Raw genomic sequence first — 13638 nt, 5'->3', positions numbered from 1 at the left:
AAAGGGTGACATAAAGGGTGAAGGCATTTTCGAAAATGGCTTCACCCTTTAATGTAAATGCCCACACCATTTAACATCAATCCTCAAGGCATTTCCGAAAATGCCTTGACCTTTTACTGTTAATCCCCACGTCAGTTACTTGAAATGTCTATACCATAATCTGCACGAAATAACAAACAACGCCTCAATCAAACGCGTCTTTGCTTTTTCTACATTCCTTCCCCAAATCTTTATTTATTCTTTATCAGACCAGTACACAGCCGTGAATCCTGGGGATGGGGACGGACGGGGGCGGAGGCCCATTTGGAGGGTTGGCACCGGGCGGAGCGGAATCCGTTGGCGATGAAAGCCGTCTGGAAACCGTTAGTGAAACTTAGGCTCCAGGGATGGAAAAAGACGGGCAGAAACTGAAAACCAAATCAGTTTCTGAGATGCCCGCTGAACGGTAAAGTCCCATAAAGAGTTTACCGTGAATGGGCATCGGACCGTCTTTTTCCGTCCATGGAGCCTTAGTTTCACTTACGGTTGGAAGCAGGTTTTCATCGCCAACGGATTCCGCTCCACCCGGCGTCAAACCTCCAAGCAGGCCTCTGCCCCTGTCCGTCCCCATTTCCAGGATTCATGGCGTTACTTTCGCCAATATGTTAAATAAAGATTTTCACCTTCTCTTAATTCTTACCCAAGGCTTTAAACATGCTTCTTTTGTACTCTTCCACGCCTTCCTGGTCAAATGGATTTACCTCCATCAGCTTTCCAGAAACCGCGCAGGACATCATAAAGTAATAATACAGTTCCCCGAAGGTTTCTTCCGCTATCTCATCGATTAAGAACTGAATACAGGGCACTCCGCCTGCCACATGGGCATCGATGGTGGCGGTTTCTGCCGCATTGTTGATCTCTTTAAAATCCATGCCGTCCAGATAATCAAACCGGTCGCCAAAAGCACGGTCTGCTTCTAAGACCACGCTGGCTTTTGGATCTTTTACAGTTAGAAATGTCTCAATTAAGTTCCGCCGTCCATCCTGCATATACTGTCCCATGGAATGAAGATCTTCTGAATAAATGGCTCCGGACGGGAATATGCCCTTTTTCTCTTTTCCTTCACTTTCGCCGAACAGCTGAATCCACCATTTATTAAAAAATGCAAACTGAGGCTCAAAAGAAACGAGCATCTCAATATCAAATCCCTGGCGGTACAAAAGGTTTCTCACCGCTGCGTATTCCACCGCCGGGTTCTGATCCGGATGATTCATGCACATCATTTCAGCGGCTTTTACACCATTTAAGAATTCATCCACATCAAGTCCTGCCGCCGCAACTGGGAACAGGCCCACAGGGGAGAAAGCGGAATACCGGCCGCCAATGGCTATAGGAAACTGAAGGAACGTATATCCATTTTCCACCGCAATCTCTTCCAGTCTGGAACCGGTGGTTCCTGTTAAAATCACCCGTTTTGCCATCTCCTCTTTGGAATATCTGCTGTTCATAAACTGACGCAGAATCCTGAAATGGCTTCCCGGCTCCAAAGTCTCAAAATTCTTTGCAATCACATTGATGTAAACGCTTCGGCCTTCCAGGCGCTTCATCATCTGCGATATGTAGTGAGGGGATAAGCTGTTTCCAAGATATACTACTTCCGGCCCCTTCCGGTCTGACAACGCCTCAATCATAGCTCTGGCGGCCTGGTTGGAACCGCCCACACCTACGATCACGAATACGTCCGCATTTTCACGGACTTCTTTTGCTTTTTCCTTAATCAGTTCCAGCTGGACTGCTGCGGTTTCTGCATGAAGCCAACCTAAAACATTTTCCTGATCCTCGACTTCGTAAAGAAGTTTGACAATTTCAGACCCCTTTTTTACATTGTCTTCTAATGCATCCTGATTAATAAACGATTTGGCATTTTCCGTGTTAATTCTAACATTCATATAATGTCCTCCTACTGATTTGTCACTATACTATAATTATTCTTATTCTATCACAGGCCAATGCAAATTTCTTTGCTTTTTACTCAAACGTTTGGTAAATCAAAAATAGAACACTGTATAAAATTTGTTGGATAAGACAAGAGTGAATGGTTCAGTATAGCATGCTTTAAGGCAGTAAGGACACTGTATTTAGGAATAAAACAAAAACTTAGCCTTGACTTAGTTTTCATTACTGTAAAACTGGGGACTGTGAAACAGATCTGATTGACGGGTGTAATGGAACAGTTGAACCCACACCACCGCAAGAGTGGTGACGGGACGGGCTAAGTGTTATTTAAAATACTCGGAAATTTCAATCCACACCACCGCAAGGGTGGTGACTTTATAGTAGTTGATAGCCGCTTATATTACAAAATTTCAATCCACACCACCGCAAGGGTGGTGACGCATACTAAATCGGGAAAAGTTCGAGTATGACATATTTCAATCCACACCACCGCAAGGGTGGTGACTAAATACAGCAAAAAGCAGGTGGAGGCCCTGGCATTTCAATCCACACCACCGCAAGGGTGGTGACAGAACAACGATAGTGCAAATATGGACCGCCTTAGGATTTCAATCCACACCACCGCAAGGGTGGTGACTAATCGGAGGGGACTCCTGTGTGTATGGTGATGCATTTCAATCCACACCACCGCAAGGGTGGTGACTGTGGAAGCAATACCTGATTTGAAAACCATAAAAATTTCAATCCACACCACCGCAAGGGTGGTGACGGCGTAAAGTCTTTAATTGACCTAAGATTTGTAAATTTCAATCCACACCACCGCAAGGGTGGTGACGCTCGTAGTTTCATCAGTTCCGGGTACATTCGCTATTTCAATCCACACCACCGCAAGGGTGGTGACATGGTAAAGGTCACAGGCATCGAAGCACTGGCAATTTCAATCCACACCACCGCAAGGGTGGTGACAATATTGGCCCCGGTTAATAAATCTTTAAACTCCATTTCAATCCACACCACCGCAAGGGTGGTGACCTATGATGAAATAAAGTGTGACATAGATAAGGTTATTTCAATCCACACCACCGCAAGGGTGGTGACAGCAATATTGCACAAAAATCACTTTCATTTTTATGCAATACATTCAAAAATAAAACATTTCAAACTATTTTCACTCCCAAATCGCCCCCTCTAAACCATAATCCCCTTCAAATCCAGGTGCGAATCCCCCGGGATTTTTATGTGCGCTTATGGTTCGCACCAGGATGTATCTAAAAAATCAACGGCTCCTCAACGTTAATACCTTTTCCGATTCCAATCTGCTCAACCTTCGCTTTCTTCTGATTCCCAAGATAATAAAACCGGATGCTGTCCACACTTTCATCAATAATATCTGTTAAAATAGATTTTAACATCAAACACTGGCCCGGATCAAGAATACATTCAAATACTGAATTCTGTACTCTGGTTCCATAATTTACACATTGTTTTGCCACTTTTCGCAGCCTGGTCTTTCCCGCTGCCGTCTCGGTATTCACATCATAAGTAATAAGTACCAGCATAGAAACCTCCCTCAAAACCCCCTCTATTTCCAGAAAAACGGAGGATATTCGTCAATGTCGCCCCTTAAATATCTGGCCAGAAGCATGGACTGGACAAATGGAATCATTCCCCACTCTACTTTTTCCCCAAGATAAGGATGTGTGATAATTTCCTTTTTCTTATTCTGCCATTCAACCAAAATATCCTTTCTGGCCTTATCGCTGATTAATACCGCGCCGTCTTCTTTTCTGGTAAAATCCTTTCCTGTAATCATCTTTTTATTGATCAATGTCAGCACAAATCGGTCTGCAAGAACCGGCCTCAGTTCTTCTATCAAATCCAGGGCAAGGGATACTCTTCCGGGCCTGTCCGTATGCATAAATCCTACATACGGATCCAGCCCAACAGTCTCTAATGAAGAAGCGGTCATATTGGTCAAAAGTGTATAAACAAAAGACAACATTGCATTTACATTGTCCATAGGCGGCCTTTTATTTCTGCCGGAAAACACAAAATCTTTTTTCTGCTGCAGGATCATCTGGTCAAACACGCCAAAATATACGCTGGCCGCTTCCCCTTCAAATCCCCTAAGCTGCGCCATATCCGTACATTTTTCTATATTCGCCAATGATTTCTGCAAATATCCGGAAGCCCTTTTTACTTTTTCCACATCCACTTGAAGTCCATGATCCCTTGTGGCCCTTTCCAAGATCCAGCGGGAATTAAAAACTTTTCCCATAATGCAGTTTCGCGCTACTCCCACAGCGAGATCGGAGTCATTTGAGGCTTCATACTGTCTCTTCCTCAAGACCACATTTCCCCGGATATCACCTGTCACTCTTGCCAGAAACTTCCCTTGGGGCGTTAGGAAACACAGAGAAATATTTCTCTTGGCACAGCCCCCCATCAGGGCCGGGCTGACACCCCTGTACCCAAAAGAAACGATTGCCTCCAGGTTGTGAAGCGGTACTCTTCCCAGTTCCTGTTCCTGCTCAAGAATCACCACATTTTCCCCATCCAGCGAAAGATAACTGTCCTGTGATGTTACATACAACGTATTCAGTAATTTCTTCATTATCATTCCTCCGATATGGTCTTATGAATGTACTCTTTTACAGAAACCGTCTTTCCCAGCTTCGGCATGCAGACATCTTTCAGCGAACAGGCATTGCAGCTTTTAGACCATTTAACTCTGGGAGTGTACTTCTTATCATAAAGCTGGTGCATTTCATCAAAATACGACTTTACCGTTGTTCTCAATTCGTCGGTAAACACAACCGGCTCCCTGCGTTTTGTTTCTCCATAGAAAATGCAGCCTTCCTTAATTTCAGCAGAAAACATTTCTTCCAGACACATTGCCTGGGCAGTCAATTGAAGGATATCTATCTGTGTATCTTTTGGTTTTCCCTTCTTATATTCAATGGGATAAATGTTGTAACAGCCCCTGTGCCCATGAAGCGTTACTCCGTCTGAAGATTTCTGAAATTCCACAATATCACATTCTCCGCTGACCCCCATTGTCCTGGAATGTACAGGCATGGCTCTGCTGATAATAACATCCTTTCTTTTTTCATTAAAATAGGGATCATGGGCATTTTTATGGAGCAGCTCACCTTCTATGGTATATTCATTATCAGACCATTGCTGTTCAATATGTATGAGGGCCCACTGCCTTCTGCAAAACGCAAAATGCTGGATTCCGGAAAGCATCAAATAATCTTCTTCTCTGTATTCCATCATATTTTTCTTGATATCTCCACCGTATCCGGAATCTGCTCTTCATGGACCGTTACCGTATAATCGGAGTATTTTCTCGGATAAACCACGTCTTCATTTCTGGAAACTTCCACAGCATCAAACAGTTTATAGGCCGGGCAGTCACCCAGTTCCTTGCTGTGTTTAAATACTATCAATTCCCTGACCGCCATCTTTCCTCTGGCCGCCGAATGGTCGATCTCAAACATGTTAATAATGGCTTCCCACAAAAGTTCCAGATCGTCTTCTGAAAATCCGGTTACTTTCCGTGCCAGATTTGCCGAGATATAACCTTCCACACGGTAAAGGCCGTAAGGAACAATATTCTTTCTTCCCATCTCTGTACTCTTGTTTTCCGCGTCTTTTTCCGTCGTGATGGCAATTCGTGTAATCGTTATTTCCTGGCTGATAATCGGGTCCACACTTCTGGCAAACCCAAGCTGAACCGGTCCCCGCACCTGGCCGCAGTTTAACGCTGCCTTGACAAATGTGGTCATGACCGCACCGAAAGTACGGATATCAAAGAAATTTTCACACATGAAATCCCTGATTTTCCTGTCCACTTCCGGGTCTTTTTTCTTTAACTCCTTAATATCCTTTTCATTGGTTTTCAAATATTCATAGGCTGTATTATCGCTGCGGTTTAAAGGCACATCTTCTTTTATGTATATTTTATATCCTTGGGCATCCTCTTTTACAGTCTCCACATAATTACGTATTTTTCTTTTTAAACAGACATCCGTAACAATACCATATCCGCTCTCCGGGTCAATTCTTGGGAGGTTTCCCGCATCGGGATCTCCATTGGGATTACCATTCTCCACATCAAATAATACAACGAATTCATACCTGTTTTTAATTGTCTCTCCCATCTTAATTGTCCTCCTTCAATTTCTTTTCGTATCTCTTCTGCGTCTGATGATAATACCCTAAAATAAAGCTTCCCTGCTCCTCTAAGGATAATCTCTTTGGATACATGGGAACCGCTTCCCCGGAAACGGCCGAAGATATAATCCGTTCCTGCAAGTCTCCCAACATCTTTTCATAATATACTTCTTTTCCCTTATTGTTCATCTTTTTAATATGGCTGTTCTTCAGTTTAAACAGAATTGGAAAGATTGTAGCCGGATTGACGCAGGCGGAGTTAAAATACCGATCCTTTATCGTTGCATTAATACCAGGATTCGCCTCTTCCTGAATCGCCTCCAACACAGCAAACTCCCGTCCCAATACATAAGCTATACTTTTATTGTCCTCATTCAACTCCATCGTTATCTCCTCCTCACCGCATATTCCATTTCTTAAAAGAAATGCCTTAATAATCGCTGCCCTTCCCCGTGTGATCTTACGTATTCCGCTGTCACTGTCGTCCTGTTCCGCCCGTATCCGCCCCATTACAGCCTGATACAGAGCATAGGGATATCTGTCCCCGGAAATTATAGACCGGTAAACAGCGCCTGCCATATTGGGAGCTGGTTTCTTATCCCTGGATTTTTTATTCACCGTCTCCATCATCATCCGCCAGATTCCAAGATATTCGGCAGTGTCCCATGAAGGCTTTACGATTTCCATCCTGTCATAATGCTCTTTTAAGTGCCTCAAAATATTCCCGAAGCTGTCCTGATAAAAAAATCTGACGGCAATTCTGGCCGCATTCGGGGCCAAACCAAGAATATAAAACTTCTGATCCATAGAGATTGCGCCTTCCACTCCGGGTATGTTGACGGCCTTCCCCGATTCCAGATTTTTAAATACCCCATCTATAATCTCATAATTATCAACCGATGGTTCGGATACATTTAGAAATATATTCTGACAGACCTCATCCCCATCCTCAGACCAATATACGACCGTAGTATCCCCAATGGATGTCACATGGGTTCTGTCCGCCAGCAAATGATTCAGGGCTGTGGTGTACGCATAGACCGCATAATTTCCAACCGGCGCATTAAAACTCTGTTCTTTTCCATAGGATTCAAATGCAGGAGCGTTAAAGGAGACCAAAGCCGCGCCGCTGGACTGGGCGCCCGCAACTCCTTTTATAGTTCCGTGTATTCTGGCAATTTCTGTCTTTTCTCCTGTCACCAGGCAGACTCCCACAGGCCCGCCTGCCGAACTGCTGCTGTATTTTTCCCACGCTTCTTTTATCCACGGATCTTCCTGTGCATAATCGGTATCTATCCAGAAAACCAGGTTCGCGCCGGAAATTAGTTCCTCAAACACTTCGGAAAGGGCCGGATTCTCTTTCGCTTTATCAGGTTCCCATGTCTCAAAGTATCGGGTCACAGCGCGGGCCGCCGGAGATTCCACATCTTTTAAAATCTCCAGATGCTTTGCTTTCGCGCATTCAAAGCATTCCAGGGACCGCTCCGGTTTGCCTTTATTATCAATCCCCAGAAGATAGCTGGAATTATCGCAGAGGAAATTTGACGAAACTCCCGAAGATCTTGTTACCATTTGGGGAACCGTCATCGTACTGGGTTCCCAAACCGTTTTCTTGCCCCTGATCTTCTCAGTTTTCAGCGGAATCACCCGTTTAAGCTTTCCATCCTCAGACAGATCCAAGGCAAATGATATCTTCACCTTACACCATCCCGGCCTGGTAATTTCACCTTTTTGCTCCAAAGCCTCATAGTATTTCACCAATGACTGCAATATCATCGTATCACCTCGCAGTCCCTCACATCTAAAACCCCATTCTTCAATACGGCCCGGAAAAACATGGGCTGGATATCATCAGGAACAGAATAATCAAAATCATACAGCATGTAGCCTAAATCCTTCTCCTCCTGGGAATAAGCCGTGCTGATATCCGGTTCATCAAACAATTCAAAGTTAGCCGGAAATTCCCTGCAGCCAAAATACGGCATATGATAGCATTCTCCTCTTTTTAACCTCCGCATGATGATATCTTTAAATTTACCGGGATTATCACCTTCAGCAGCCTGTTTTGTCATTTCAAAATGGGCTTCAATCACGTATTCCACATCCCTTAGCAGTATGGCGGCCCGCTGAACGATATCTTCTTTGCTGCTGATGTAAAGCGGTCTATTTCCCCCATTCATCACATTTAAAGCATTTCCTGCTAAAATCTTACTCTTCACTTCATTCCGCCGGATGCCGGTAAACTGAATCGGCTTTCTCACATGAATCTTGTCTATCACCCACCGCATACCAGGATGCCAGTACACCGCTTCCAAAAGCCCTCTGGCGGCGGACGGCGTTATCATATCATAACTGCATCTTTCCACTTTCATCTCCGGCCGGGCGAAAAGGGCTAAATCTCCCCAGACGCGGACTTTCACTCCCTGGCTCATATATCTCCTCCTCTTCTGTCTTTCAAATTATCATTTAAAATATAACCGCCTCCCCTCTATCAACCTGAATTTCCAATCCCATTTCTTCCGAATACTGCTCCACATTGCGCAAAACATAAAAATCCAGACTAATCGCGTCCAGTCTTCCTGCTCCGTATAATTTGTCAAAATCATTCTTAAATAGGTTGACGCAGTACTGTCCTGCTTCTCTCATCAGCTTGCGGGAATATTCCCCTCTTCTGATTCTTTCCACGATCATCTCAGCTTCAGGTTCCTTGGCAATCAAAATCGTCTTCGTATCCTGTTCAATCAGCTTAAATTGTTTCGCTGCCGAAGCAAATGGAAAGCTCAGAGAGCGGCTTCCATTTTCCATCTGTCCCACTATATCTTTCGCATCCAATCCCTCGCCTTTAAAGTGGTACAGCCTGTCAAAATAGGTTTGAATTGCTTTCAATGAAGCATTATCTTCATACAATTCCGATACTTGTCCGGCAACTGTGACAGGAAGTTTCATCGTCTGAGGCATGTGAATCCCTTCTGCCTTTTCCATTGTAAATATCACAGTTTCACATTCCACATATGGCCGTTTTCCTTCCCGGTTGCACCTGCCTGCCGCCTGTATGACTGAATCCAGGCCTGCCAGTTCCCGGTATACGGCCGGAAAGTCAAAATCCACTCCCGCTTCCACCAGGCTTGTGGCAATCAATCTGCAGGTTTTTCCCTCTTTTAACCGTTCTCTGATGATTTTAAGAAGTCTTTTCCGATGAAGCGGATACATAAAGGTGGAGAGATGAAAGGTCCCTTCCTCCTCTTTTAATACCTCATATACCTTCTGAACCCTTTTTCTGCTGTTTAAAATGCAGAGAACCTGCTTCCGTCCTCTTAACTGTTCTGCAAGTCCATTCTCCGACAGTTCACCTATATTCTTTAATACCGTCCGCCTGAAAAATTCATACTGATCTTCCACATCAGGACATATTTCCGATATTTTTATCTGCTGCGGAAAAAACGGCTTCAGCGACGGCTGGGTGGCTGTACAGAGAACCGCCGTACTATGATAGCTGTAAACCAGCTCACTGACCGCCTGTATGCATGGTTTCAGATAATTAACAGGCAGCATCTGGGCTTCATCAAAGATAATGACGCTGTTGGCTATGTTGTGCAGTTTCCGGCATTTTGAAGTTTTGTTTGCAAACAGCGATTCAAAAAACTGTACATTGGTAGTTACCACAACCGGGCAGTCCCAATTCTCCGCTGCCAGTTGGATCTTATTATACTCCTCCGATTCCTCATAGGTCACGTTGCAGTGATCTTCCAATACATTATCCCACCCCAGTATATCTTTAAAAACCTGGGCGTTCTGCTCGATTATCGACGTATACGGGATCACATAAATGATACGGTCTAAATGATGTGTTTTTGCATGTTGGAGTGCAAATGCAAGTGATGAAAGAGTTTTACCTCCTCCGGTAGGAACTGTGAGCTGATAAAGCCCCTGTTCATCGTTTCCCCGTTCCAGGCATGCTTTTAAAATTGCGGTTCTTCTGCCGTTTACTGTGGTAATATCATCATTTTGCAGCCAGGATTCCACATGATGAAACAGGCGGTCAAATAATATATCTACGGTATCGAATGTACCTCTTGGGTATGTACCTTTTGTAAATGTACCTCTTGCATCTGCATCTTTTGCATATGTATCTTCTATAACCATGCCTTCAGTCATAAAAGCTTCCGTATCCAGATAATCCGCATCCACCAGGCAGGAAAACAACATCCGGATAAAAAAGGACAGACTGAACCCGCCTTTTCCCAACGGTTTCAAAGGTATTACCGGAAACTCAGGAATTTTTATTTCTTCTTTATAAGTCTGGTAAGCCTCCAGTTCTTTCTGCATCCTGCCATTTAAAGTAGCATCACCTCCCGCGTCTGCGGCAGTTCCGCCGTCCAAAAGCCCGGAATGATGCCCGGATATGCAGTAAGCGCCTATGTAATTTTTCTTTTTATATAACTCCTGGGCTCCGGCTGAGGCGTGATCTGTTCTGGGACCATTGTTAAGAAGCCGCTTCTGGAATTTGTCCGAATACTTTCCTATATCGTGCATCATGCCGCAGCCATAACCCCAGCCGCGGCAGCCAAACTTGGCGGAAAAATCAGCCGCCAAATTGGCAGTTCCGGTTAAATGATCCGGTATGCTTTGTTCCCGTTTCCTGTCCTCACTGATATGGGCCAGATACATGATTTATCCCCTCCGTTTTCGTAAAACACTCCTTTTATTCCGTTTCTTATTTCTAAATAAATCTGCTTTAATGGAAAAACAGAACAATGTTATTGCTCTGTTTTTCCTGCCTTATCTACGCTCTCTATGTGACACTGATGTGTTTTCGTCCCCTTATCGTAATTAATCGCAACCAAATATATTTTTTTCACACGCTCATCAAACGCTTTCATATAATCTTTTTCTATAATTTGGTTAATCGCTTGATCCACAGTACCATTGTATTTTAATTCCAAAACAATTCCTGGAATTCCTGGCTTTTTAGGTATCATAATGCAATCGGCATATCCTTTCCCCGCCGGACTTTCAAATTTCATGCTGTAATCATCTGCCGCCGCATAAAATGCCAGATGGATGACGCATTTTAATGTATGCTCATTTTTTCTTTATATTTCCGCAAATTCACTTAAAATAAGTATAGCACGCTCACTGTTCTATGTCCACCAAATCACTTTATATATTATATTGTAGAAATATCATTCTCATGATATACTGATTATGTCTGACTTTTCATATTAAAGTCTGCGGGTTGAAATTACAATATAATCTATATTCCTGCTGCCACCCATTCAATAGGTGGCAGTCATATTTCCGGAACAACCAAAAACTAATTTCTCCAAGAACACTTTCTAATGTAAACAATTAGCAACAAAATCTTAAAACATCTCACTCTTAATCCATGCTATGATAAATATAATTAATATTACTGTTCAGAACAGCTCACTCTTCTTCACCGGTCTTTCCGCTGTCCTGAACCATCACACCAACTCACTGGAAAGGAATGATCCCCTATGTCAAAACGCCTCCCCATTCTTCTGCTCCTATGTCTATTATTTACCCTCTCCGGATGCCAAAAACAGTCCCCCGCATTTTCAATAGAGGAAGACCAAATACAGTCCATCGATGTATTCACCGGCGGCGTCCCCTCGGCGGCAGTGAAAAAAGCAGTGACCTCCTCCGACGACATTCAAAAAATCGCCAGGAAACTCAGCGGCATCAGTCTTCTCAGCAAATCAGAAGACCGTGATATACCGGCCGGAGGAATCGGCCTCTATTTTAAGCTGAACTTATCTGATGAAACATGCCAGCTATTTCATATAATCGGAGATGGAGACCTGATCCGGACAGAAAGCGGCCTTTACAAAATCAAGAAAATTAATACCGCAGACCTATGGGAAAATCTAAACTATGAAGAAGTGAAAGCCGAAGAAAATGAATTGCCCACAGTCACATATTCCGGCATACTGTTGGATCAATCCGTCACGGACACGGATACATTAAACGATTTACCTCCCATGGTGATGCTGGACGGCTCCATCTATATTGATACCGGCCAGGAAAGCCCCATGGGGGCTGCAGATGCCGTCTCCGGCAAAATCCTGTCTGCCGTAGAGGGAACAAAAAGGCCGTCAGAAGACGGACAAAGCAATTTCGGCTGTGTGGGAAATAATTATGTGCTGAATGACGATTACGCCGTCATCAATATAAATGAGAAATGGATACTATTCAGAAAAGAGAAATCCAAACTGACCCTGGATAATGTGATTGAGCTCTCCAAAAAAGGGGACAGCCTGTCCCTGAGTGATCTTTCCCCCTATGAAGGCACTGACGTAGGAAGCGGTCTGTATATCCTAAGTTATGAGATAAACGACGACTTCTATCTGCTGGCAGGCAGTACCGGTCCGGAAAATCCGCCGATGTATGTCCGCCTCGTATACGCAGATGACAGAGAACAATACATCGACATCCGTGACAATGATGTGGAAAGCTGGATTGATGAAATGAAATCCACCGCTCCATAGTCAAATCCCCAGGCATCCAGCCCCTCGCCACAGGCGAATTTAATGGGCTGGATCCTTCTTTTTCTCTGTCTCTCTAAACGATTATCTTCTAAATGATTATCTTCAAAATGATTATCTTTTATAGAATGGTTCCTGATCTTTAATGGCCGCCTGTCCAAATCCTGAGCTGACCGGTTCCACATTCAGATACATCCCGTTCAAATGGTCCTTGGCCGCACGGGCAATCCCATCATAGACAGCATCCGCGTCCGCTTCGCCGCCTTCCATATCCACTACGATCAGGTATCCGCTCTTTTCCCCTTCCGGCTGCATCATGGAAAGGTAAGCCGCCTCCACCAGTTCCTGTTCCTTCAGGTATTCGGAAACAGCCTGAACCAGCTCCGTCGGCGTATTCTTGGGACGGCCCAGACGGATGCGCTGTCCCGCTCCTTCCTGTCCATTTACATGCTGTCCTGCCCTGTGGCTGATCCAGCTCATCACCATATCCCTGTCGCACACCAGGTTGTCGCTATAGGGATTAATCACAAATCCGCCGGCGGAACGGTCGTCCATGATGATCTTTGCATAATCTTCAAATGTTAAATGAGACACCTGCTGCCCCCGTTCCAGTTCGAACTTCTCCAATTCTTTGTCGTCCGTAAATGCCGGGAAAAAACGGTTTCCCTTTCCGTCGTGAATGCTCAAAAATTTCATTCTGCACCTGTCTCTGAACGATGTACGGTCGCTGCCAACGGTAAACGGCATGGCTTCCAATACAACAGGGGCAAGGAAACGCGCCTTCATTATCTCATCTACAACTCTGGCCTGAGACTCCTGAGTTGGATCTTCTCTCATCACCCGGATGGCCATAATCAGCCCCGGATTCTTTATCGGTTTATTCTCTGACATTCTATACTCCTTTCACGGATCATTATCATCCGTAAGCAATTTCCTGTGCTTCTCCGCCATTATACCATCAATCCCTGAAAGCTTCCACTTATTTTCATGGAAAGGCCGGTATAATATTTCCTTTTTT

Annotated in this window: 11 protein-coding genes, 1 pseudogene and 1 CRISPR repeat array; of the genes and pseudogenes, 1 reads left to right on the top strand and 11 read right to left on the bottom strand. The window is 44.3% G+C overall.

The window, feature by feature from the left end; all coding sequences use genetic code 11:
• Nucleotides 1-373: 373 nt before the first annotated feature.
• The 10 genes and pseudogenes from GPL15_RS05695 to GPL15_RS05650 all read right to left on the bottom strand — a co-directional run.
• Nucleotides 374-610: a hypothetical protein gene (locus GPL15_RS05695; RefSeq protein ID WP_215696869.1), complete on the bottom strand. Its 237-nt coding sequence runs from the start codon at nucleotides 608-610 to the stop codon at nucleotides 374-376.
• A 58-nt stretch (nucleotides 611-668) separates the two neighbouring features.
• Nucleotides 669-1928 (bottom strand): glucose-6-phosphate isomerase, encoded by a 1260-nt coding sequence (locus tag GPL15_RS05690; protein ID WP_215696867.1) that lies wholly within the window; start codon nucleotides 1926-1928, stop codon nucleotides 669-671.
• A gap of 283 nt (nucleotides 1929-2211) precedes the next feature.
• Nucleotides 2212-3033: direct repeats of the CRISPR family, unit length 32 nt; unit sequence ATTTCAATCCACACCACCGCAAGGGTGGTGAC.
• Between the two features lie 170 nt (nucleotides 3034-3203).
• Nucleotides 3204-3494, bottom strand: coding sequence for a CRISPR-associated endonuclease Cas2 (gene cas2 / locus GPL15_RS05685; RefSeq protein ID WP_215696865.1), 291 nt, complete (start codon nucleotides 3492-3494; stop codon nucleotides 3204-3206).
• A gap of 23 nt (nucleotides 3495-3517) precedes the next feature.
• Entirely contained in the window at nucleotides 3518-4549 is a 1032-nt protein-coding gene (gene cas1c / locus GPL15_RS05680) for a type I-C CRISPR-associated endonuclease Cas1c (RefSeq protein ID WP_215696856.1), read from the bottom strand.
• A gap of 2 nt (nucleotides 4550-4551) precedes the next feature.
• Complete coding sequence (gene cas4 / locus GPL15_RS05675) at nucleotides 4552-5211, bottom strand: CRISPR-associated protein Cas4 (protein WP_215697009.1); 660 nt, start codon at nucleotides 5209-5211, stop codon at nucleotides 4552-4554.
• Entirely contained in the window at nucleotides 5211-6101 is an 891-nt protein-coding gene (gene cas7c, locus GPL15_RS05670) for a type I-C CRISPR-associated protein Cas7/Csd2 (protein WP_215696853.1), read from the bottom strand. The genes cas4 and cas7c overlap by 1 nt, the downstream gene beginning before the upstream one ends.
• Nucleotide 6102: 1 nt before the next feature.
• Nucleotides 6103-7890, bottom strand: coding sequence for a type I-C CRISPR-associated protein Cas8c/Csd1 (cas8c, locus tag GPL15_RS05665; protein ID WP_215696851.1), 1788 nt, complete (start codon nucleotides 7888-7890; stop codon nucleotides 6103-6105).
• Complete coding sequence (cas5c, locus tag GPL15_RS05660; protein WP_215696849.1) at nucleotides 7887-8546, bottom strand: type I-C CRISPR-associated protein Cas5c; 660 nt, start codon at nucleotides 8544-8546, stop codon at nucleotides 7887-7889. Before cas5c ends, cas8c begins: the two co-directional genes overlap by 4 nt.
• A 34-nt stretch (nucleotides 8547-8580) precedes the next feature.
• A complete protein-coding gene (gene cas3, locus GPL15_RS05655; protein WP_252198115.1) occupies nucleotides 8581-10782 on the bottom strand; it encodes a CRISPR-associated helicase Cas3' in 2202 nt (733 codons plus the stop codon).
• An 89-nt stretch (nucleotides 10783-10871) separates the two neighbouring features.
• Nucleotides 10872-11189: pseudogene (locus GPL15_RS05650) on the bottom strand (PD-(D/E)XK nuclease domain-containing protein); the annotation flags it as partial.
• A 423-nt stretch (nucleotides 11190-11612) separates the two neighbouring features.
• On the opposite strand from GPL15_RS05650, the gene GPL15_RS05645 reads away from it, so the two are divergent.
• Nucleotides 11613-12623 (top strand): hypothetical protein, encoded by a 1011-nt coding sequence (locus GPL15_RS05645; RefSeq protein WP_215696847.1) that lies wholly within the window; start codon nucleotides 11613-11615, stop codon nucleotides 12621-12623.
• 111 nt (nucleotides 12624-12734) lie between these two features.
• Here the strand turns inward: GPL15_RS05645 and GPL15_RS05640 are convergent, their stop codons facing one another.
• Nucleotides 12735-13511 carry an enhanced serine sensitivity protein SseB gene (locus GPL15_RS05640; protein ID WP_215696845.1) on the bottom strand — a complete coding sequence of 259 codons (777 nt, stop codon included), beginning with the start codon at nucleotides 13509-13511 and terminating at the stop codon, nucleotides 12735-12737.
• Nucleotides 13512-13638: the final 127 nt, after the last annotated feature.

Source organism: Clostridium sp. MCC353 (assembly GCF_018785315.1).
GTDB lineage: Bacteria > Bacillota > Clostridia > Lachnospirales > Lachnospiraceae > CHH4-2.
Note: the sequence above shows the minus strand (reverse complement) of the source record. Positions and strands in the feature narration are given on the sequence as shown.

What these genes read in the sequence shown, in the direction of transcription:
- cas7c (WP_215696853.1), bottom strand. Translation starts at nt 6,101, where the DNA reads ATGGGAGAGACAATTAAAAACAGGTATGAATTCGTTGTATTATTTGAT.
- cas3 (WP_252198115.1), bottom strand. Translation starts at nt 10,782, where the DNA reads ATGTATCTGGCCCATATCAGTGAGGACAGGAAACGGGAACAAAGCATA.
- GPL15_RS05645 (WP_215696847.1), top strand. Translation starts at nt 11,613, where the DNA reads ATGTCAAAACGCCTCCCCATTCTTCTGCTCCTATGTCTATTATTTACC.
- GPL15_RS05695 (WP_215696869.1), bottom strand. Translation starts at nt 610, where the DNA reads ATGGGGACGGACAGGGGCAGAGGCCTGCTTGGAGGTTTGACGCCGGGT.
- GPL15_RS05640 (WP_215696845.1), bottom strand. Translation starts at nt 13,511, where the DNA reads ATGTCAGAGAATAAACCGATAAAGAATCCGGGGCTGATTATGGCCATC.
- GPL15_RS05690 (WP_215696867.1), bottom strand. Translation starts at nt 1,928, where the DNA reads ATGAATGTTAGAATTAACACGGAAAATGCCAAATCGTTTATTAATCAG.
- cas1c (WP_215696856.1), bottom strand. Translation starts at nt 4,549, where the DNA reads ATGAAGAAATTACTGAATACGTTGTATGTAACATCACAGGACAGTTAT.
- cas5c (WP_215696849.1), bottom strand. Translation starts at nt 8,546, where the DNA reads ATGAGCCAGGGAGTGAAAGTCCGCGTCTGGGGAGATTTAGCCCTTTTC.
- cas8c (WP_215696851.1), bottom strand. Translation starts at nt 7,890, where the DNA reads ATGATATTGCAGTCATTGGTGAAATACTATGAGGCTTTGGAGCAAAAA.
- cas2 (WP_215696865.1), bottom strand. Translation starts at nt 3,494, where the DNA reads ATGCTGGTACTTATTACTTATGATGTGAATACCGAGACGGCAGCGGGA.
- cas4 (WP_215697009.1), bottom strand. Translation starts at nt 5,211, where the DNA reads ATGGAATACAGAGAAGAAGATTATTTGATGCTTTCCGGAATCCAGCAT.